Origin of the sequence: Pseudomonas sp. TMW22089, from assembly GCF_022496645.1 — a bacterium.
Classification (GTDB): Bacteria; Pseudomonadota; Gammaproteobacteria; order Pseudomonadales; family Pseudomonadaceae; genus Aquipseudomonas; species Aquipseudomonas paraversuta.
Map to the genome: position 1 here is coordinate 77,023 of NZ_SCFG01000007.1, position 21,499 is coordinate 98,521.

Consider the following 21,499-nt stretch of genomic DNA (forward strand, 5'->3'; position numbering starts at 1 on the left):
ACCTAACGAAGACGGTAAAAAGCATGAATCTTCACGAGTATCAGGGTAAGCAGCTGTTCGCTGAATACGGCCTGCCAGTATCCAAGGGTTATGCAGTAGATACCCCGGAAGCAGCCGCAGAAGCTTGCGATAAAATCGGCGGGACTGAATGGGTTGTCAAAGCCCAGGTTCACGCAGGTGGTCGCGGTAAAGCGGGCGGCGTTAAGCTGGTTCGCAGCAAAGAAGACGCTAAAGCATTCGCACAACAGTGGTTGGGCAAGCGTCTGGTGACTTACCAGACTGATGCCAATGGTCAGCCGGTCACCAAGATCCTGGTTGAATCGTGCACTGATATCGCTAAAGAGCTGTACCTGGGCGCTGTCGTTGACCGTTCGAGCCGCCGCATCGTGTTCATGGCTTCCACCGAAGGTGGCGTGGACATCGAGAAAATCGCTCACGACACTCCAGAAAAAATTCTGAAAGCTACTATCGATCCACTGGTTGGCGCACAGCCATTCCAGGGTCGCGAGTTGGCATTCCAGTTGGGTCTGGAAGGCAAGCAAGTTGCTCAGTTCGCCAAGATCTTCGTAGGTCTGGCCAAGCTGTTCAAGGATCACGATCTGGCCCTGCTGGAAGTGAACCCGCTGGTAATCAAGACTGACGGCGATCTGCACTGCCTCGATGCGAAAATCAACATCGACGCCAACGCCATGTATCGTCAGCCTAAGCTGAAAACTTTCCACGATCCGTCGCAAGACGATCCGCGCGAAGCGCACGCTGCCAAGTTCGAACTGAACTACGTGGCACTGGAAGGCAACATCGGTTGCATGGTCAACGGTGCTGGCCTGGCCATGGGTACCATGGACATCGTCAACCTGCATGGCGGCAAGCCAGCCAACTTCCTTGACGTTGGTGGCGGCGCAACCAAAGAACGCGTAACTGAAGCGTTCAAGATCATCCTGTCCGACAGCAATGTCGCTGCAGTACTGGTCAACATCTTCGGCGGCATCGTTCGTTGCGACATGATTGCCGAAGGCATCATCGGTGCAGTGAAAGAAGTCGGCGTGAAAATCCCGGTGGTTGTTCGCCTTGAAGGCAACAACGCTGAACTGGGCGCTAAAGTACTGGCAGAAAGCGGCTTGAACATCATCGCTGCTACCAGCTTGACCGACGCTGCTCAACAAGTTGTTAAAGCTGCGGAGGGCAAGTAATGAGCGTCCTGATCAATAAAGACACCAAAGTTATCTGCCAGGGTATTACCGGTTCGCAAGGTAGCTTCCACACCCAGCAAGCCATCGAATACGGCACCAAGATGGTTGGTGGCGTAACTCCTGGTAAAGGCGGCACCGAGCACCTGGGTCTGCCAGTGTTCAACACCGTGAAAGAAGCTGTAGCAGCCACTGGCGCAACCGCCAGCGTGATCTACGTTCCGGCTCCTTTCTGCAAGGACTCCATCCTTGAAGCAGCGTTCGGCGGCATCAAGCTGATCGTTTGCATCACTGAAGGCATTCCTACCCTGGACATGCTTGACGCTAAAGTTAAGTGCGACGAACTGGGCGTAGTCCTGATCGGCCCTAACTGCCCTGGCGTTATCACTCCAGGCGAATGCAAGATCGGCATCATGCCAGGTCACATTCACTTGCCAGGCAAAGTAGGCATCGTGTCGCGTTCCGGCACCCTGACTTACGAAGCTGTCAAGCAAACTACTGACGCCGGTTTCGGTCAGTCGACTTGCGTTGGTATCGGTGGTGACCCGATCCCGGGCTCCAACTTCATCGACATCCTGAAGTTGTTCCAGGAAGACCCGAAGACCGAAGCGATCGTAATGATCGGTGAGATCGGCGGTTCGGCTGAAGAAGAAGCGGCTGCCTACATCAAGGCACACGTGACCAAGCCGGTTGTTTCCTACATCGCTGGTGTGACTGCCCCTGCTGGCAAGCGCATGGGCCATGCTGGCGCAATCATCTCTGGCGGCAAGGGTACTGCAGACGAGAAGTTTGCTGCTCTGGAAGACGCAGGCGTTAAAACCGTGCGTTCGCTGGCAGACATCGGCAAGGCTCTGTCCGAGCTGACTGGCTGGGCAATCAAGTAAGCCTCGCGCTTAACTGATAGTTACACCAGACAAAGGCCACCTTCGGGTGGCCTTTGTGCGTTTGGGGAATTAAACAGCGAGTGGTGCTGCAAGCTGGCTTGATGCCGGGTGCGCGCGAGCAAACTTGCTCCAATAGTTATAATAACTTTAGGAGAAATCCTATTTACGAATAAGAAAATCACATCAAAACGTTTTTCGATGTCATTTAAGCGACAACTGCGTTCGTTCATCGGACAGTGCGCCCTGTAACAGTGCGCGCCATGGAAAAAATCGGTAACCTTGCCGCCAACTCTGCATTTCTGCGTATGCATCCCAAAAGGAAGCCGCGCGCTAGACGGGTCGGCCTTATTCAGGCTGACAGCATTTCCCACATCCGCACGGGAAATTCCCCTCTAAATTCCGATTCAGTAGTGTGGTATTTCCGTAATGAAAGTTTTGAAAGGCCAGGACATTCTGGCACTTGGGTTTATGACATTTGCCCTGTTTGTCGGGGCTGGCAATATCATTTTTCCACCTATCGTTGGCCTGCAGTCCGGACCTCACGTCTGGATGGCTGCACTGGGTTTCCTGATTACTGCTGTCGGCCTGCCGGTGGTTACCGTCATTGCGCTGGCTAAAGTCGGCGGCGGCATGGATGCACTGAGCAGCCCGATCGGCAAACTGGCTGGCGGCATACTTGCAGCTGTTTGCTACCTGGCTGTCGGTCCGCTGTTCGCCACCCCGCGTACAGCCACCGTATCCTTTGAGGTCGGCCTGGCCCCTTTGACCGGTGAAAGCCCGCTGGCGCTGTTTTTGTACAGCTCGGTGTACTTCCTGATCGTGTTCTTCGTGTCGTTGTATCCGGGCCGCTTGCTGGATACCGTTGGCCGCTTCCTGGCGCCGCTGAAAATCATTGCCCTGGCGATCCTCGGCATTGCAGCCTTTGCCTTGCCTGCCGGTGATATTGGCGTTGCGACCCCGGAATACGTGGCAGCACCGTTCTCCCAGGGCTTTATCAATGGCTACCTGACCATGGATACCCTCGGCGCACTGGTGTTCGGCATCGTGATCGTCAACGCAATCCGTTCCCGCGGTGTCGAATCGCCAAAACTGATTACCCGGTACGCAATCATTGCCGGCCTGATCGCCGGTGTCGGTCTGGCGCTGGTATACGTCAGCCTGTTCCGTCTGGGTGCGGGCAGCCATGAAGTGGCCGCCGGTGCAACCAACGGTGCAGCCGTACTGCACGCCTATGTTCAGCACACCTTCGGTTCGCTGGGCAGTGGTTTCCTGGCCGTATTGATTGCCCTGGCGTGCCTGGTTACTGCCGTTGGCCTGACCTGCGCCTGCGCGGAATACTTCAGCAAGATACTGCCGCTGTCCTACAAGACACTGGTGGTTATCCTCGCCGTATTCTCGCTGTTCGTCTCCAACCTTGGTCTGACCAAGTTGATCGCCTTCTCGATCCCGCTGCTGACGGCAATCTACCCGCCATGCATCGTCCTTGTGGCCTTGAGCTTCTGCAAAGGCTTGTGGCATGCGCAGGCACGGATTGTTGGCCCGGTGATGCTGGTGTCGTTTATCTTCGGCACTATCGATGCGCTGAAAGGCGCAGGTCTGGGTGAGTGGATTCCTGCCCAGCTGGCCAACATGCCATTCAGCAATCAGGGGCTGGCGTGGTTGGTGCCGAGCCTGGTGATCTTGCTGGCTGCAGTGATTTGCGACCGTATGCTGGGTAAGCGTCAAGAAGCTATCGCGTAATGACCGGGCACGCCAAAAGCGCGCTTTGAGTCAATCAAAAAGCCCTGCATCCAATGGATGCAGGGCTTTTTTTATGGTCGAACTTTTAAACCCTGAGTTGAACATTGCCGGTTTGATTTGTTGATCTCCAGATGCAACAAAGCCTGCACTAGGCAGGCTTTGTGGTGCCGCTCACAAAAGCAGATTACTTGCTTTCTGGAGTTGCTACAGGTGCAGCCGGAGCAGCTTCTTTAGCAGCCGCTTCATTGGACTCGGCCTGAGCTTTAGCCGCTTCAGCGTTCTCTTTGGCTGCATCGTTCACTTTGTCTTGGGCTTCGTTCATTTTTTCCTGGGATTGCTCGGTGTGCTGAGCCGCCTCTTGGGCTTTATCTTCGGATTTCTTGTCGCAGGCCGCGAGACCGAGGGTGGCAGCCAGCATCAAAGCAACAGCGAAAGTATTACGCATGGGGTGTTTCTCCTTATGAGTAGATCTACTGGGCGTTTGAGCACGTGCTGTGCGCTTAAGTTCCATGGCGGTTCATATATATAAACGACGGCTTAAACACAGCCTGCGCGCGGTAAAAGCGAGGCATTGAGAGTACAGGCCTTGAAATTTAAACCTTAGCCCCCAACTTTCATGACATCCCGCCGCCAACCCTCTCGGGCGTGGCTCATGCCATCTAATCGGAGTTTGATAACAATGAGCGTGGAAACTCAAAAAGAAACCCTGGGCTTCCAGACCGAGGTCAAGCAACTGCTACACCTCATGATCCATTCGCTGTACTCCAACAAGGAAATTTTCCTTCGCGAATTGATCTCGAACGCCTCTGATGCTGTCGACAAATTACGTTTTGAAGCGCTTTCCAAGCCTGAACTGCTGGAAGGCGGTACTGATCTGAAAATCCGTGTCAGCTTCGACAAGGACGCTAATACCGTCACTCTCGAAGACAACGGTATTGGCATGAACCGCGATGACGTGATCACCCATCTGGGTACGATCGCCAAGTCCGGCACCGCCGATTTCATGAAAAACCTGTCGGGCGACCAGAAAAAAGATTCGCATCTGATCGGTCAATTCGGTGTGGGCTTCTATTCGGCCTTTATCGTGGCTGACAAGGTCGATGTCTTCAGCCGCCGTGCCGGCACTCCTGCAAGCGAAGGCGTGCATTGGTCCTCCAAAGGCGAGGGCGAGTTTGAAGTAGCAACCGTCGAGAAAGCCGATCGCGGTACCAAAATCGTGCTGCACCTGAAGAAAGGCGAAGAAGAGTTCGCTGACGGCTGGCGCCTGCGCAACATCATCAAAAAGTATTCCGACCATATCGCCCTGCCAATCGAGCTGCCTAAAGAGCAGACCGTCGCAGAAGGCGAAGAAGCACCGGCACTGGAATGGGAAACCGTCAACCGCGCCAGCGCTCTGTGGACCCGTCCTCGTACTGAAGTCAAGGACGAGGAATACCAGGAGTTCTACAAGCACATTGCCCACGACTACGAGAACCCGCTGGCCTGGAGCCACAACAAGGTTGAAGGCAAGCTGGAATACAGCTCGCTGCTCTACGTGCCGGCCCGTGCTCCGTTCGACCTGTATCAGCGTGAAGCCCCGAAAGGCCTGAAGCTGTACGTACAGCGTGTGTTCGTGATGGATCAGGCAGAGTCGTTCCTGCCGTTGTACCTGCGCTTCATCAAAGGTGTGATCGATTCCAATGACCTGTCGCTGAACGTGTCGCGGGAAATCCTGCAGAAAGACCCGATCATCGACTCCATGAAATCGGCGCTTACCAAGCGTGTGCTCGACATGCTGGAAAAACTGGCGAAGAACGAGCCTGAGAAATATCAGGGCTTCTGGAAAAACTTTGGCCAGGTGATGAAAGAAGGCCCGGCTGAAGATTCCGCCAACAAGGAAAAAATCGCCGGTCTGTTGCGCTTTGCTTCGACTCACGGTGACGACGGCGAACAGAATGTTGCTCTGGCCGACTACCTGGCCCGTGCCAAAGAAGGTCAGGACAAGATTTACTACCTGACCGGCGACACTTACGCCCAGGTCAAAAACAGCCCGCACCTTGAAGTCTTCCGCAAGAAAGGCATCGAAGTGCTGCTGTTGACCGATCGTATCGACGAGTGGCTGATGAGCTACCTCAGCGATTTCGACGGCAAGAGCTTTGTCGACGTGGCACGCGGTGATCTGGATCTGGGCAACCTGGACTCGGAAGAGGACAAGAAAGCCGCAGAAGAAGTTGCCAAGTCCAAAGAAGGCCTGGTTGAGCGCATCAAGGCAGCGCTGGGCGAAAGCGTCAGCGAAGTGCGGGTATCGCACCGTCTGACTGATTCACCTGCCATTCTGGCCATCGGTGAGCAGGACCTGGGCATGCAAATGCGCCAGATCCTGGAAGCCAGCGGGCAGAAAGTGCCGGAATCGAAGCCGATCTTCGAGTTCAACCCGGCTCACCCGCTGATCGAGAAACTCGATGCGGAGCCGAGCGAAGAGCGTTTTGGCGACCTGTCGCACATCCTCTTCGATCAGGCAGCCCTGGCGGCCGGTGACAGTTTGAAAGACCCGGCAGCTTATGTCCGTCGTCTAAACAAACTGTTAGTAGAGTTGTCGGTGTAACTGAGCTATAAAAAACCCGCTTCGGCGGGTTTTTTTTGTTTCGAATTCAGGAGTTTTTAATGAAATCTATTTCGGTCAGTTCCGTTGCCTATCAAATCGACGGCCTGCCATACGAAGGCCGCCTGGCCTTTGACCCGAGTCGAGAAGACCCGCTGCCGGGGTTGTTGATGGCACCGAACTGGATGGGCATCAGCGAGGGCGCCGAAGAGATCGCCAAGTCGGTGGCAGAGCAGGGCTATGTGGTGTTGATCGCCGACCTCTACGGCCAGGCTACACGCCCCGCCAATGGCGACGAGGCGGGCGCGGCGATGATGCCGCTCAAGAACGACCGCGCCTTGTTGCGCAAGCGCATGTGGGCAGCCTATGACGTGCTGAAAAACCAGGGCCTGGCAGTGGTCGACAGCAGCAAGCTGGCGACCTTTGGCTTCTGTTTCGGTGGTTGCTGCTCGCTGGAACTGGCGCGCAGTGGTGCGCCGTTGAAAGCGGCCGTATCTTTTCACGGGACCCTGGATACGCCCAACCCTATCGATGCCAGAAGCATTACCGGATCAGTGCTGGTCCTGCATGGCGCTTCCGACCCGCTGGTACCCCGGGAACAACTGCCGGCTTTCGAAGCCGAGATGAACGCTGCCGGCATCGACTGGCAATTGACCAGCTATGGCGGCGCCGTGCACTCCTTTACTGATCCCCATGCCAACGTGCCGGGCAAAATGATGTACGACGCCAAAACCGCGCACCGGGCGTTCACCGCCATGCACAACCTGCTGGATGATGTGTTCAGGGACTGACACCACACTGTGGGAGCCAGCTTGCTGGCGATGGTTTCGGTTCAATCCTGCAGATACAGCCAGTTGCCTGCATCGCTGGCAAGCCAGCTCCCACAATGGTGTATGGGCCCTGTGGGAGCCAGCTTGCTGGCGATGGTTTCGGCTCAATCCTGCAGATACAGCCGGTTGCCTGCATCGCTGGCAAGCCAGCCCCCTCAAGTTTGTAAGTCAGGTGGGGCTATGCCGTGCGCTCTATGGTTTCGCTTACGGTCAAATCCCGCATCAACAACCCGTAGTTCAAATCCACCTGCTCCGGAATCGGCAGGTATACGGTGTGGCCGTCACCCGGTGCCACTTGAATCGGCAACCCGGCGCTGTTGTGCAGATGGTCAAGATCGAAGTGATAGTTGCCCCGGGGCGTCATCAACTCCAGATGATCACCCAAAGCGAAGCGGTTTTTGACTTTTACTTCTGCCAGCCCGTTGCGCCGCTCGCCCGTGAGCTCGCCCACAAACTGTTGGCGATGGGACAGCGAGCTGCCATGCAGGTAGTTCTGATACTCGTCGTGCACATGGCGGCGCAAAAAGCCCTCGGTGTAACCACGTTGCGCCAGTGACTCCAGATCGGTCATCAGGCTGTGGTCAAATTCACGACCGGCCACCGCATCATCAATTGCCTTGCGATACACCTGGGTCGCCCGCGCGCAGTAGAAATGCGATTTGGTACGGCCTTCGATCTTCAGCGAGTGCACCCCCATCGCGGTCAGGCGCGCAACGTGTTGCACCGCACGCAAGTCCTTGGAGTTCATGATGTAGGTGCCGTGTTCATCCTCGAACGCCGACATCGGTTCGTCCGGGCGACTGGCTTCGTGCAGGACGAACACTTCATCGCTGGGGGCTCCCACGCCCAGGGTTGGCTCAACGATGTTGACCACATTGCCCAGCTCGTTTTCCGTTGCCGGCTTTGCCTCGTACTTCCAGCGACAGGCATTGGTGCAACTGCCCTGGTTGGCATCACGCTTGTTCATGTAGCCCGACAGCAGGCAACGGCCGGAGTAGGCCATGCACAGCGCGCCATGCACGAAAATTTCCAGTTCCATGGCGGGTACTTTCTGGCGGATTTCCTCGATTTCTTCCAGCGACAGTTCCCGCGACAGAATGATCCGGCTCAAACCCTGCTGGTGCCAGAATTCGACACTGGCCCAGTTCACGGTATTGGCTTGTACCGACAAATGAATCGGCATGTGCGGGAAGTGTTTGCGCACCAGCATGATCAAGCCCGGATCGGACATGATCAGCGCATCCGGGCCCATGGCAATCACCGGCTCCAGGTCTTTGAGGAAGGTGCGCAGCTTGGCATTGTGCGGGGCGATGTTGACCACCACGTAAAAGCGCTTGCCCTGAGCCTGGGCTTCGGCGATACCGATGGCCAGATTGTCGTGGTCGAATTCGTTGTTGCGCACCCGCAGGCTATAACGTGGCTGACCGGCATACACCGCGTCGGCGCCATAGGCGAAGGCGTAGCGCATGTTTTTCAGGGTGCCGGCAGGGGCAAGGAGTTCGGGCGGTGCAAGTGGCATGGTCAGGTCATTCGCAAAAGGGCGCGATGGTAGACCAGGCCGAATGCCGCACTATTGATCTGGGTCTACAAAACGCCTCGGAGCGGCCGGTAACCCAGGCTCAAAGCCAGCCCCGCCGATTGCCCCTTGTGCAATAAATGCAAGCCCGGGCGACCTGGCAGGTGATGGGCATTGACCGGGTGGCTGACCGGCTCGAAGCAGAAAAAATCCTCTCCGGCAGGGCAGTACACCAGGCAGTACGGGGCACCCGTGGCCCGGCACTCAAGCTCGTAGCCCAAATCCGGCTGGCTGATCAGCCCATGGCCATCCCAGCCGGTAAAACAGTTGTCGAGTCTTGTCTCGGGCAGGCTGGCGAGCTGGTTGAAATCCCGTTCGGTCGTCAAGGGCGCAAGGTGTGTGGGCAGCCCGTCGGTATCGCACAGCCAGATCTGTGCAGTGTGGGCCTGTAAGCGGGTGCGGGGAGTGCGGGGGAAATAGGGATGCAGCCCCAGGCCATGCCAGGCGGCACGTTCGTCCTGATGGGTAACGCTCAGTTCGATGCGCAATTGACCTTCACTCAGGCGGTAACGCAGCTGCGCATGGTAGGCGAAGGGCACAGTGCTATCGAGTTGCAGGCAGGCATGCTGCGCGGTGTGCTCAATCACGCTCCAGGGTTGTTGCCAGCCACTGCCATGGATGGGCAGGGCTGAGGTGGGGCTGTTGGGCTGCAGCACAAACCAGTGCTGCGGGCCGTCAAAACCGCCACCGCCGATGCGGTTCGACCAGGGCACCAGTGGATAGCACGCTAGGCGTCCCGGCAAACCGCTGTTCAATGCCGTGTCGGCACTGGGGCGCAACAGCGGCTGGCCGCTGGCGATGACACTCCAGTTGACAATGCTGGCACCGATCATCGGCGCCAGTGTCAGCCTGGTCAGGCCGTCTTCCAGGATCAACGTCTCGGGCCGCATGGCCGCTACCTCCACTGAGCAATCACGCGGCACGCCGCCACGTCAGCATTACAATACCGGCGACCACGATCAGGCCACCGATCACCTGACTGCTGCTGAGCAACTGGTCCAGAATCAGCCAGCCAAACAGCAGGCTGGCCACCGGTTCAACGTTCATGACCGGGGCATTACGCGCCATGTCCAGGCGGGTCAGGCAAATAAACAGCAGGCAGAACCCTAGCCCATAAAGAGCCACCAGGCAGGCAAGGGCGGTCCAGCCGGTTGACGAGCCGGGCAGTGAAACGCCTCCCGGCAATACACCGCTGACCCCGGCGACTGCCGCGACGCTGAATACAATCAGCATCGTCAGCATGCTGCGCACCGTGCCGCGCACGCTCGACAGCTTGTGGTCAGTGATCCACAGCGCGCAGGCAAAGACAGAAGCTGCGGCGAACCCGAAGGCAATGCCTTCCAGCCATTGTGCTTCGGTTGTGCCTTGATTCGACAGGCGCTCGGGGACGTCCAGGGCAAACGCCAGCCCGAACATGATCACGCCCATCAATACCGCTGCCCGCCGGGTCGGGGCCGAGCCGCCCAGGGCCCAGGTCAGCAGCACCAGCAGGATCGGCGCCACGTTGGCGATCAGCAATGCCAGGGCCACGGGGATGCGGGCCACGGCGGAATAGATAAAGAAGCTTTGCGCCGCGATCAGCACCCCCAGCAGCACTTGCCAGCGCCAGTGGGCGGGGGTTAACCGGGGGCGTTCACGTTGCCACAGCACCAGGCCGGTCAGTACCAGCAGGGTCACGCCGGCGCGGCACAGAATCGCCAGCAGCAGGCCGGTGTCATGGTCAAAGGCGATCCGCGCGGCGATGTGATTACCGGCAAATGCACAGGCCAGCAACACCAGCAGCAACACCGCGACATGACGGGGAAACAAAGCAGGAGCAGACATGAGTAACCAGCCTCCTTGGCTGGAAATAAAGCTGAAAACCCGTAGGAACGAGCTTTTAAACCGCTCGCGAGCAAGCTCGCTCCTACAGAGGGGGGGTTACAGCACCACGCTTGGCAGCCACAGCGAGATGGCCGGAACGTAGGTCACCAGCATCAGCACCAGCAGCAGGGCCGCATAGAACGGCAGCAGGGCTTTGACGGTGTTTTCGATCGTGACCTTGCCCACGGCGGCACCGACGAACAGGACCGCACCCACCGGCGGGGTAATCAGCCCGATCCCCAGATTGACCAGCATGATCATGCCGAAGTGCACCGGGTCTACACCGATCCCGATAATCACCGGCAGCAGGATCGGGGTCAGGATCAGAATCAGCGGCGCCATGTCCATCACCGTGCCCAACAGCAGCAACATGACGTTGATGCACATCAGGATCACGTAGCGGTTATCCGACAGCGTCAGGAACGCTGTGGTGATCTTCATCGGGATCTCCATCAGCGTCAGGATATAGCCGAAGCTGGCAGCAAAACCGATCAGGATCATCACGATGGAAATAGTGCGCACCGCCCGGTGCATCAGCTTGGGCAGGTCGCGCCATTTGTAGTCGCGATAAATGAACATGGTGACGAAGAACGACCAGAGCACGGCGATGGCCGCGGACTCGGTGGCGGTGAAAATACCCGACAGAATGCCGCCGAGGATGATGACCATGGCCATCAGGCCCCAGAGCGCATCGCCGGCGATTTTCAGCGCCTGGCGCAGCGGAATCACTTCACCCTTGGGGTAGTTGCGCTTGCGCGCAAAGATCATGCACAGCCCCATCATCACGGCACTAAGCAGCAGCCCCGGAAAGATCCCGGCCATGAACAGCGAGGCGATCGACACCGTGCCACCCGCAGCCAGCGAGTACAGCACCGAGTTGTGGCTCGGCGGTGTAAGCAAAGCCTGGACCGAACCGCTGACGGTGACCGCCGTGGAGAACTCCCGGGGATAACCGGCACGTTCCATTTCCGGGATCAGCACTGAGCCCACCGAGGCGGTGTCGGCCACCGAAGAGCCGGAAATCGCCCCGAAGAAGGTCGAGGCCACGATATTGACCAGTGACAGGCCACCGCGTACGAAACCTACCAGCACCCCGGCAAACGCCACCAGCCTGCGGGACATGCCGCCCTCGGCCATGATCGCACCCGCCAGAACGAAGAACGGAATCGCCAGCAGGGAGAATTTGTTCACGCCGCCGGCAACCTGAATCATCAGCGCGTCGAACGGAATATCGATCCACCATGCGCCAATCAACGCCGAAAGGCCCAGGGCGTACGCCACCGGCATACCGAGAAGGATCTGCGCAATAAAACTGCCCAACAATACCAAAGCATCCATTTAGACGGCCTCTTCGCTGGCTTCTACGATGTCGAACCGCACCGCGCGGCGATGGCTCTGGTCACCCAGAAAGAGTTTTTCCAGGACAAAAACCAGGGTCACCAGCCCGCCAATGGGAATCGGCAAATAGGAAATCCCGACCCGCAAGGACGGCATCTCGCCGAGGAATTGATTCCAGGTGGTGGCGCACAGTTTGAAGCCCTTGACGGCCATGAACAGGCAGACCACCACCATCAGCAGCTGCACCAGCAAGGCGGCCTGTTTGCGCACCATTGGCGGCATCCGTTCGACCGCCATCGACACCGCCATGTGCGCGCCGGCACGGTAACTGGCGGCCGCGCCAAAGAAGGTAAAAACCACCATCAACAAGATGGCGACGGGCTCTGGCCAGCTGGAGCCCGAGCCCAGTACATAGCGGGCAAAAATGCCCCAGGGAATGATCAGGGTCATGGTCAGCACCGATAAACCGGCGATCCCGATACAGACCCGATACAGCATGTCGTTCAAGCGCAGTACGGTATTTTTCATGGGGCTCACCACTGCGGCGGTGACGGGGCGGGGCCCGTCACCGCGGCATAATCGGACAGGCTTATTGGACCGCTTCAATACGCGAGATCAGGTCTTTGTAGTCCGCCCCGTATTTGTCACGAACAGGCTGAGTGGCGTCGTAAAAGGCTTTTTTCTGTTCCGGGGTCAGGGTGATGAACTCCACCCCGGAAGCCTTGAGTTTTGCTTCAGCGTCAGAAGACTTTTTGTCCCACAGAACGCGCTCTTCCATCTGTGCTTCACGGGCTACCTTCTGCACCAGTGCCTGTTGCTCCGGGCTGAGCTTGAGCCAGGTGGTTTTGGCAATCACGATCGGCTCGGGCAGGATCAGGTGATCAGTCCAGGTGAAGTACTTGGCGTTCTGGTAGTGGTTGTGCTCGAGGAAGGTCGGCGTATTGTTTTCTGCACCGTCGATCACCCCGGTCTGCAGGGCGCTGAAGATCTCGCCCGTGGCCATGGCGATGCCGTTGCCGCCCATGTCGTTGATGGTGTCGATAAATACCGGGTTGCCCTGGACCCGGATTTTCATGCCCTTGAGGTCTGCGATCTGACGTACAGGCTTCTTGGTGTAGAGGTTGCGGGTGCCGCCATCCATCCACGCCAGGGCGACCATGTTGAAGTCGGAGTTGGTGATCTTGTCGAGCATCTCCTGGCCGATTTCACCGTCGATGATTTTGCGCATGTGTGCCTGGTCGCGGAACACGAAGGGCAGGTTGAACGCATTGGTCTCGGGGACCACCGGCCCGAGGATGCCGAGGCTGACCCGGGTCATTTGCACCGCGCCGGACTGCAACTGCTCGACCACTTCTTTCTCGGAGCCCAGCACGCCGCCGGCAAACATCTTGAAGCTGATATCGCCGTTACTTTGATCCTGCAGCTTCTTGCCCATGTCCTGTTCGGCCACTACCGGTGGATAGCCAGCCGGGTGAACTTCGGCGAATTTGATTTTGATTTCGGCCTGGGCAGCGCCCGAAAGGCAGAAAGCCAGCGGTAGAGCAGCAATAAGCAAGGTGCGTTTGAAATCCATGGGTCACTCCAAATATTGTTTTTTTTATATCAAGGTGTCGGATCAGCAATGTCGGTAAACAGTCAGTTGTTGAAGGCGGGTTCCACCAGCCCCTTGATCCCCGGCCTGAGGGCGAACACGCCGCCCGCCAGGGGTTGATCGCTGATATCGCCTGCCGGACGAATCGAGGTGACGAACAGGGTGTCCATGTCTGCACCTCCGAAGGCGCACATCGCAGGCTTCTTCACCGGTACGGCAAGGGAGCGGTCGAGTTTGCCTGCAGGGGTAAAACGGTGGATCAGGCCGGCATCATTGCCGCAGATCCAGTAGCAGCCATCGGCATCGACGGCAGCGCCATCAGGGCGTCCCGGATGCTCCAGCATGTCTACGAACAGGCGACGGTTGTACGGCGTTGCGCTGTCGATGGCGTAATCGAAGGCCCAGATTTTTTGCACCTTGGGGTGTGAGTCCGAGAGGTACATGGTTTTGCCGTCGGGGCTGAAAGCCAGGCCATTGGGGACGATAAAACCGTCCAGCTGAGCCGTTAGCGGTTCTGTCTGACCTGCGCTGTAGCGATACATCGCCCCGCACTGCGCGCCTGCGGCCATGTCCAGCAGCATGGTCCCGGCCCAGAAGCGGCCCTGGCGGTCACAGCGGCCATCGTTAAAGCGCATGCCGGGTTGAGCATGGTCAACGCCTGCCAGCAGGCGGGTGTCGAGACCGCCGTCGGCCCGGGGCTTGAGGCTGAACAGCCCGCTTTGCATACCGGCGATCCAGCTGCCGTCGCTGCTGCGGGCGATGCAGGCAAGCATTTGCGGGGCATCCCAGCTCTGGCTGCGACCGTCGATCAGGCTCCAGCGGTGCAAGCGTGCGGCGGGAATATCTACCCAATACAGCGCCTGTTCTGCTGCGCTCCAGACCGGGCTTTCGCCCGTGGCATTGCGTGCATCGAGAATGAGTTCGGCGGTCATGGGGCTACCCCTGTCGGTCGTGTTCTTGTCAGCGGCTGTGTTCAGTCGTCGCCGAAGGGGCCGGCTGCGACGAAGGCTCCGCCCTGGTAAATCATGCTCGGGTCATTGGCCGCCGGCATTGGCTGGGCTTCAACCTTGGCGCGGAACACCTCTGAACTGTCCTTGGGGGCAAAGCCCAGATGGGCCGCGTAGCGGTTGTCCCACCACAGGTTCGGATTGTTTGACGCGCCGTAGACCACCGTGTGCCCGACGTCCGGTGTGTAAAGTGCGCGTTCGAGCAATTGGGTCAGATCGGCAAAACTCAGCCAGGTGCTGAGCATCCGGCGGTTCTGCGGTTCGGGGAAGGACGAGCCGATGCGGATGCTGACGGTTTCGATGCCATAGCGATCGAAGTAGAAGGTGGCCATGTCTTCGCCATAGGACTTGGACAGACCGTAATAACCATCGGGGCGGCGCGGGGAGCGGGCATCGAGGGTCTGGTCCTGTTTGTAAAAACCGATCACATGGTTGGAGCTGGCGAAAATCACCCGTTTGACGCCATGGCGTCGAGCCGCTTCATAGATATGGAACACCCCGGAGATGTTCGGCCCGAGGATTTCTTCGAACGGGCGCTCAACCGAGACTCCACCGAAATGCAGGATGGCATCTACGCCTTCAACCAGTTGCTGAACGGCGTTTTTGTCGGTGAGGTCGCAGGGGTGTATTTCCTCGCTGCTGTCGACAGCGGGAGCCATAGGCGCAATATCAGAGAGTCGTAAAACCCTGGCGTAGGGCTTTATGCTTTCACGCAGTACCTTCCCCAGGCCGCCGGCCGCGCCGGTGAGAAGAAGGCGATTGAAGGGATTTTGGACAGTGTGCGAGGTTGCCATCAAGAGACCCTTTTTTATTATTGATGTCATCTGTTGTCGTATGACATGGTCGGGATTATTCGCAGTCCTTTAGGGTGTTGTCAATGCACCGAGGGTCAAAACATAGTGTGCGCTATCATTTTGTCATCATGACGGCGAGCGTATGGGTGTGGGAGCGGGCAGCAACGATGGGCGTGGGAGCTGGCTTGCCAGCGATTAAGACGCTGCGGTTTGTCAGCGACAGCCCGGTGCGCCCACCGCAGACGAGCCCGCTCCCAGAGGGGAGCGGGCAGCAACGATGGGCGTGGGAGCTGGCTTGCCAGCGATTAAGACGCTGCGGTTTGTCAGCGACAGCCCGGTGCGCCCCCGCAGACGAGCCCGCTCCCAGAGGGGGGCGGGCAGCAACGATGGGCGTGGGAGCTGGCTTGCCAGCGATTAGACGCTGCGGTTTGTCAGCGACAGCCCGGTGCGCCCCCCGCAGACGAGCCCGCTCCCAGAGGGGGAGCGGGCAGCAAGGATGCGCTAGGTGTGGGAGCTGGCTTGCCAGCGATTCAGACGCTGCGGTTTGTCAGCGACAGCCCGGTGCGCCCCCCGCAGACAAACCCGCTCCCACAGAGGGTTACAGCAGCGACAACGGATAGCTGATGAAGATGCGGTTTTCATCATATTCGTTAGTGCTGTAGTCACGACGCATGGTCGAGTTGCGCCAGCGCATGTTCAGGTCTTTGAAGGTACCGGTCTGGATGGTGTAGGCCAGTTCCGATTCGCGACCCCATTCCTTGCCGTCAGTGATGGCGCCGGTGTGGATGTTATCGCCGCTCAGGTAGCGGTTCATCATCGTCAGGCCGGGTACGCCGAACACTGCGAAGTCAAGGTCGTGACGCAGCTGCCAGGAACGCTCCTTGGCAAGGTCGTAGCTGGAGTTGTAGCTGTCGTTGGCCAGGGTGCCGCCGCTGGTGCCGTTGACGCGCATCCAGCCATCATCGCCGCTGACTTTCTGCAGGCCGACATACAAGGTGTTGCCTTTGTATTTGGCCGAAAGCAGGGCGTATGCGGTTCTGTTGTTCAGGTCGCCGGCCAGTTTGTTTCCGTCGTCCTTGCCCCAGAAATAGCCGAGGTTGGCGCCCAGGGTCACATCACCAACAGGCTGGGTGTGCAGGACGTTAAGGAATTGCTGCTGGTAAATATCTTCCAGCTGCGCGTACCACAGGCCGACCTGGGTGTGCTTGTCGTTGAAGCTGTAATCGCCACCGGCAAAGTTGAAACGGTCGGACGTGAACGCGCCTTTTCCGTTAAGCGACATCTCTTCCATGCTCGCATCGTTACGCGGGCTGTTGCCCCGGAACTGGCCGCCATAGAGGTTGAGGCCGGCGATCTCTTTGGAGGTGATCTGGCCGCCACGGAAGGTTTGTGGCAGTGAGCGTCCGTCGTCCGAGCGCAAGATCGGCAGTACCGGCATCCACTCACCGATTTTCAGTTCGGTGTTGGAGATCCTGGCCTTGGCTGCAACACCCAGACGGCCGAAGTTGTCGGCCGGTTCGCCATCGCCATGGGTCGGCAGCAACTGTGTGCCGACCGTGCCTTTACCGCCATCGAGCTTCTGCGAGTACAGACCCAGGACATCAATCCCGAAACCGACGGTACCCTGGGTAAACCCGGACTTGACGTCGAGAATGAAGTTTTGCGTCCACTCTTCAGCCTTGCTCTGCGGATAGTCCGGGTTGGTGAAATTGCGGTTGATGTAGGCATTACGCAAGGTAAGGGTGGCCTTGGTGTCTTCCACAAAGCCTTCAGCCAGGCCGGTCAGCGGTAAAGCCAGGCTCATGCTGCCAAGACCGAACAAGACCAGTGACCGAGTGTTTTGATGTTTCATTATTGTTACGCTCCCATTTTTTGGCATAGCACTTCCCGTGACCGTCAGAAGAGCGGTCAGCGATTCAAAGGACGTGCGTGGTGCCCTGAAGTCAGGGCGGCGACTCAAGTCGCTGAAGCGAGAGAGTCTTTTGCTTGCGCACTAGGCGTCAGCAAATTCTGCAGGTGATCGTTGCGTGGAGGATCGTGCTGGAAACACGACCGGCATGCGGCCAGCGCGGATTAACGGCGCGCCATGGCGGGGAGCGGACACGAAGGGGCTCATACGAAAGATTCCTTGATTATTTTTATTTTTGTTATCTGTTGTCGTACAACATTCATCGGATTATTTACAGCTTGGGTCAGATTTGTCAATGCAGGTTCAGCCAAACAATTAAAGTAAAAATGTGATCGGTGCAGCAGCCCGGGACCCTCGGCTCGGCAGGTGAGCCTGAAACCCGACCGGGCATGATACAGACCTGATTCCAATGCAGCCGAGAAATATGCGCCCATGCTGGCCAACCACTGTGAACGGCTAGCCCTGCAGGCTTTTTTTCATCAGTCTTACTCCCGGCCCCTGGCCTACCGTCCGCTCGCTGGCCCTCGACGCCCATGGCAAACCCTTGGGTGCCGCCTTGCTGGATATGGCGCTTGAAACCTTGCAGGAGCGAGCAAGCTCACGCCTGCAGACATGGGACATGCCGTCTTTATCCCGTAATGTGCCTGCGCGCCTGTATATTTGCCGTCTAAACTGCGCCTACCCAATGCGCTTGCGGCCCACTGACACGGATGGCACATGAACGAAACCAGTCTTCAACGTAAAACCCTGCTCTTGCTGCTGGCTTTGGTCACCATCGCGTTCATCTGGATTCTGCTGCCGTTCTATGGCGCGATTTTCTGGGCCGTTGCCCTGGGCATTCTGTTCGCTCCATTGCAGCGCAAGATGGTGCTCAAGTTGAAAGGGCGCCGAAACCTCGCGACCTTCTCCACCCTGGGGGTGTGCACGCTGATCGCGATTTTGCCGGTGATCGTTACCACCGTGCTGCTCGTGCAAGAAGTAGCCATGCTTTACAAGGATGTCGAGAGCGGAAAGATCAATGTCGCCAGCTATGTCATGCAGATCAAGGACGTCCTGCCGCCGACGGTCCAGGACTGGCTGGACCGGTTCGGGGTCGGCAACATTGACGGCCTGAGTGAGAAAATTGCCAAAGGCGCTCTGGAGGGCAGTCAGTTCTTTGCGACCCAGGTGTTCAGTTTCGGGCAGAGCACCTTCGAGCTGGTGGTGAGTTTTTTCATCATGCTCTACCTGCTGTATTTCTTTATCCGTGACGGGCAGCAAATGGTGCGCTTGATCCGTAATACGGTGCCGATGGCCGAGCAGCACAAGCGTTTGTTGCAGCTCAAGTTGCGCCGTGTGGTCAGGGCCTCGGTCAAGGGCAACCTGGCAGTGGCCGTGACCCAGGGGGCCCTGGGCGGGTTGATTTTCTGGCTGCTGGGGATCCATAGCTCGCTGTTCTGGGCCGTGCTGATGATGTTCCTGTCGCTGCTGCCAGCGGTGGGCGCAGGCATTGTCTGGGCACCGGTGGCGGTGTACTTCCTGGCTTCGGGGATGATTTGGGAAGGGGTGGTGCTGGCGTTGTACGGGGTGTTTGTGATCGGGATGGTGGATAACGTGCTGCGTCCGATCATGGTGGGCAAAGACACCAAAATGCCGGACTTCCTGATTCTGATTTCGACCCTGGGCGGCATGGCGATCTTCGGCCTCAATGGCTTTGTGATCGGGCCATTGATTGCCGCCCTGTTCTTGTCCAGCTGGGGCCTGTTCAGTGGTACCCGGCGCAAAGTGCGACTGCCTGCCGATATCCCTCGCAACGATTAGCGAAAACTCCAGGAAACCCCGACGTAGGCGCCCCTGCCTTCGCCGGGAGTGGAGCGCGCGGCATCCAGCCCTTTGTCGTCATACCCCGGAGTCACAGTGGCGGCATAGCGTTCGCCGGTCAGGTTGCGCAGGTCGAGCCAGGTTTGCCAGTCCTGTTTGGGTGAGGCATAGCCCAGGGTCGCTCCCCAGAGCATGTAGGACGATGCGTAATATGAGTTGGCGTAATCCACCGCCATGCGTGAGGCAACCTGGGTGTTCAGCCCTGTATAGAACCCCTGCGGGTGGTCGTAGCGTATTTCAGCCTGATAGTAATGTTGCGGAATGCCCGGTAGCCGGTTGGTGCCAAACCGCGGGTCATCGCGAAAATGGAAGTCGCTGAAGGTGTAAGCCTGACGCAGCGAGACTTTACCCACCGCCTGGCGCTCCCACAGCAGGCTGTGGAGTCCGGCTTCGAAGCCCTGGTGCACCGTGGGGCTGGCGTTGGCTTCGCCGACAATGGCCACCTGTCCTGCGGTCGCGGCCCGGGTTTCGACACTCAGCAATTCATGGCGGATTGCCGAGTAGTACCAGGCCAGATCCCATTGTCCGATCAAGGAATCGCCCCGGGTACCCAGCTCAAGGGTGGTGGCTGTCTGGTTGTCCAGCGCTACCGGCGTACTTTGCTGACCGGTAGCCGGGCCGCTGCCAGCCGGGAATCGGTAGGGCGAGCCCCAGATCATCGACCAGGGGTGAGGTGGTTCTACTGAGCGGCTGAGGTTGGCATACACCTGCAGATCGGGGTTGAACTCGTAGCGCAGGCCGACCCGGGGCGCGTAATCCCAATCGTGCTGGCTGACCTTGCCGCCGCTGTCGGGGTAGCTGACGTCACTTTCGCGGCGGGTATAGATCAGTGCCATGCCGGTGGTCAGCCACAGGTCAGGGACCAGTTCCAGATCATTGCTGGCGTGCAGCACCGTGTCTGAGCCCTGGTAACTGAAATCGCGAATTTTTGTTCCGGGCGCGTAACCGGCGGTATTGCCAATCGGCAGGCGCACGTATTCCGAGGCGCCGCTGTTGGGCAGGTGTTTGGTGTTGCGCAAGCCCAGGGTGGTGTTGCTTTCGAGTCCGAACAAGGTGTCGCGGCGCTTGTAGTTGAGGGTGCCGCTGATATCGCTGTAGGCGACTTTCAGCCGGTTCGGACCTTCGTGCAGATCCATCGGGTAGTCGTGATAGACCAGTCCCACCTCCAGCTGCGAGTCGTCATCCAGGTACATCGTGGTTTTGTTGCCCAGCCAAGTGCTGCCGGGCTGTGGGCGGGTGTAATCACCGTTCACATAAACCGGGTTGGCCGAGCGTGGATGATGCTTGATCTGGTCCTTGGTAACGCGGCCGGCCAGTTGGTTGTCGGTCTCGCGATAGCGCAGGTAAAAGCGGGTTTCGAGCTGCGGGCTGAAGCGATAACCGATGTTGGCCGCTATGCCTTTACTGCTGCCGCGGGTGTGATCCTGATAACCATCGGTGTCGGAGTCGGTCAGTGCCACGTAGTAATCGAGATCCCCCAGTACTTGTCCGGAACTGATCTGGCGTTTCTGATAACCATAACTGCCGGTTTCATAGCGGACTTGCAGGGGGGCGGCGTCATGGCCGGTGCGGGTCACGTAATTGATCGAGCCGCCGAGGGCCAGTGCGCCGTTCTCAAAGCCGTTGGCGCCACGCAGCACTTCAGCCCGGCTCAGCCACAAGGGCTCGAACAGCTCGTATGGGGTGCCGCCGGGGCCGGTCAATGGCAGGCCGTCGAACATCACGTACAGACCCGAACCATGGGCCCCTGGGGCGCGATTGATGCCGGAGCCGCGAACGGAGACCTTGGCCCCGTCATTACCGGAAGATTGCGCGTAGATACCGGGTTGATAGGCCAGCACATCGGTGTTGCTGGCGGTGCGGCCATTTTCGACGCGGTTCAGGTCGATCAGGTTGCTGGCCCCGGGTACGTCATGCAGTCGGGCCTGGGCCAGTTCCAGTTCACTGCTTTCATCGCCGCGGACCTGAACCTCGCCCAACTCCAGTGACTCGGCGCAGACGGGTGTAGCGCAGACGAGCGCCAGGGGCAGCAATGAGTAAAGGGCGGATCGCATGAACAGGAATCTCGGTCGATGGGCGGGCGGCGCGCCAGCCTATACAAGCCGAGAATGACTCGCAACTTTCATGGGGCATCAATGGCGTGCGGGTTGAAAAGCTCGCGAGCAAGCTCGCTCCTACGGAGGGCAGGTGATTGCGGGTATCGGGAACAGGAACTGTTGGTGGCGGGTTGAAAAGCTCGCGAGCAAGCTCGCTCCTACGGAGGGCGGGTGATTGCGGGTATCGGGAACAGGAACTGTTGGTGGCGGTTTGAAAAGCTCGCGAGCAAGCTCGCTCCTACG

General features: G+C 58.4%; 17 protein-coding genes. 6 read left to right on the forward strand and 11 right to left on the reverse strand.

Annotated elements, in window-relative coordinates; all coding sequences use genetic code 11:
• Positions 1 to 23 precede the first annotated feature (23 nt).
• The 3 genes from sucC (at position 24) to brnQ (ending at position 3,811) form a co-directional block, all read left to right on the forward strand.
• Positions 24 to 1,190: an ADP-forming succinate--CoA ligase subunit beta gene (sucC, locus tag EQV90_RS09340; protein WP_003446919.1), complete on the forward strand. Its 1,167-nt coding sequence runs from the start codon at positions 24 to 26 to the stop codon at positions 1,188 to 1,190.
• The gene (sucD, locus tag EQV90_RS09345) at positions 1,190 to 2,071 is read left to right on the forward strand and encodes a succinate--CoA ligase subunit alpha (protein WP_003446921.1); all 882 of its coding nucleotides are present in this window, start codon (positions 1,190 to 1,192) and stop codon (positions 2,069 to 2,071) included. The genes sucC and sucD overlap by 1 nt, the downstream gene beginning before the upstream one ends.
• A gap of 426 nt (positions 2,072 to 2,497) precedes the next feature.
• The gene (gene brnQ / locus EQV90_RS09350) at positions 2,498 to 3,811 is read left to right on the forward strand and encodes a branched-chain amino acid transport system II carrier protein (protein ID WP_003446924.1); all 1,314 of its coding nucleotides are present in this window, start codon (positions 2,498 to 2,500) and stop codon (positions 3,809 to 3,811) included.
• 184 nt (positions 3,812 to 3,995) lie between these two features.
• On the opposite strand, the gene EQV90_RS09355 is transcribed toward brnQ, so the two are convergent.
• Positions 3,996 to 4,256 (reverse strand): hypothetical protein, encoded by a 261-nt coding sequence (locus EQV90_RS09355; RefSeq protein WP_003446926.1) that lies wholly within the window; start codon positions 4,254 to 4,256, stop codon positions 3,996 to 3,998.
• Positions 4,257 to 4,490: 234 nt separating this feature from the next.
• Between EQV90_RS09355 and htpG the strand changes: the two genes are divergently transcribed.
• The gene (gene htpG, locus EQV90_RS09360; protein ID WP_003446928.1) at positions 4,491 to 6,395 is read left to right on the forward strand and encodes a molecular chaperone HtpG; all 1,905 of its coding nucleotides are present in this window, start codon (positions 4,491 to 4,493) and stop codon (positions 6,393 to 6,395) included.
• A gap of 59 nt (positions 6,396 to 6,454) precedes the next feature.
• Positions 6,455 to 7,183 (forward strand): dienelactone hydrolase family protein, encoded by a 729-nt coding sequence (locus EQV90_RS09365; RefSeq protein WP_003446930.1) that lies wholly within the window; start codon positions 6,455 to 6,457, stop codon positions 7,181 to 7,183.
• A gap of 217 nt (positions 7,184 to 7,400) precedes the next feature.
• Here the strand turns inward: EQV90_RS09365 and yegQ are convergent, their stop codons facing one another.
• The 9 genes from yegQ to EQV90_RS09410 form a co-directional block, all read right to left on the reverse strand.
• The gene (gene yegQ, locus EQV90_RS09370; protein ID WP_003446937.1) at positions 7,401 to 8,741 is read right to left on the reverse strand and encodes a tRNA 5-hydroxyuridine modification protein YegQ; all 1,341 of its coding nucleotides are present in this window, start codon (positions 8,739 to 8,741) and stop codon (positions 7,401 to 7,403) included.
• Positions 8,742 to 8,806: 65 nt separating this feature from the next.
• Entirely contained in the window at positions 8,807 to 9,688 is an 882-nt protein-coding gene (locus EQV90_RS09375; protein WP_240878022.1) for an aldose 1-epimerase, read from the reverse strand.
• Positions 9,689 to 9,710: 22 nt separating this feature from the next.
• Positions 9,711 to 10,622, reverse strand: coding sequence for a DMT family transporter (locus tag EQV90_RS09380; protein ID WP_003446941.1), 912 nt, complete (start codon positions 10,620 to 10,622; stop codon positions 9,711 to 9,713).
• 96 nt (positions 10,623 to 10,718) lie between these two features.
• Positions 10,719 to 11,999 carry a TRAP transporter large permease gene (locus tag EQV90_RS09385; protein ID WP_240878023.1) on the reverse strand — a complete coding sequence of 427 codons (1,281 nt, stop codon included), beginning with the start codon at positions 11,997 to 11,999 and terminating at the stop codon, positions 10,719 to 10,721.
• Positions 12,000 to 12,527, reverse strand: a complete 528-nt coding sequence (locus EQV90_RS09390; RefSeq protein ID WP_003446944.1) for a TRAP transporter small permease — start codon at positions 12,525 to 12,527, stop codon at positions 12,000 to 12,002.
• A gap of 61 nt (positions 12,528 to 12,588) precedes the next feature.
• Entirely contained in the window at positions 12,589 to 13,572 is a 984-nt protein-coding gene (locus tag EQV90_RS09395; protein ID WP_003446953.1) for a TRAP transporter substrate-binding protein, read from the reverse strand.
• Between the two features lie 62 nt (positions 13,573 to 13,634).
• A complete protein-coding gene (locus tag EQV90_RS09400) occupies positions 13,635 to 14,522 on the reverse strand; it encodes an SMP-30/gluconolactonase/LRE family protein (protein ID WP_003446954.1) in 888 nt (295 codons plus the stop codon).
• Positions 14,523 to 14,563: 41 nt separating this feature from the next.
• Positions 14,564 to 15,391 carry an NAD(P)-dependent oxidoreductase gene (locus tag EQV90_RS09405; RefSeq protein ID WP_003446957.1) on the reverse strand — a complete coding sequence of 276 codons (828 nt, stop codon included), beginning with the start codon at positions 15,389 to 15,391 and terminating at the stop codon, positions 14,564 to 14,566.
• Positions 15,392 to 15,989: 598 nt separating this feature from the next.
• Positions 15,990 to 17,243 carry an OprD family porin gene (locus EQV90_RS09410; RefSeq protein WP_240878024.1) on the reverse strand — a complete coding sequence of 418 codons (1,254 nt, stop codon included), beginning with the start codon at positions 17,241 to 17,243 and terminating at the stop codon, positions 15,990 to 15,992.
• Between the two features lie 774 nt (positions 17,244 to 18,017).
• Here EQV90_RS09410 and EQV90_RS09415 point away from each other — a divergent pair.
• Positions 18,018 to 19,100: an AI-2E family transporter gene (locus tag EQV90_RS09415; RefSeq protein ID WP_003446960.1), complete on the forward strand. Its 1,083-nt coding sequence runs from the start codon at positions 18,018 to 18,020 to the stop codon at positions 19,098 to 19,100.
• Here the strand turns inward: EQV90_RS09415 and EQV90_RS09420 are convergent.
• Positions 19,097 to 21,214, reverse strand: a complete 2,118-nt coding sequence (locus EQV90_RS09420; protein ID WP_240878025.1) for a TonB-dependent receptor — start codon at positions 21,212 to 21,214, stop codon at positions 19,097 to 19,099. The two genes, EQV90_RS09415 and EQV90_RS09420, sit on opposite strands and share 4 nt — an antisense overlap.
• Positions 21,215 to 21,499: the final 285 nt, after the last annotated feature.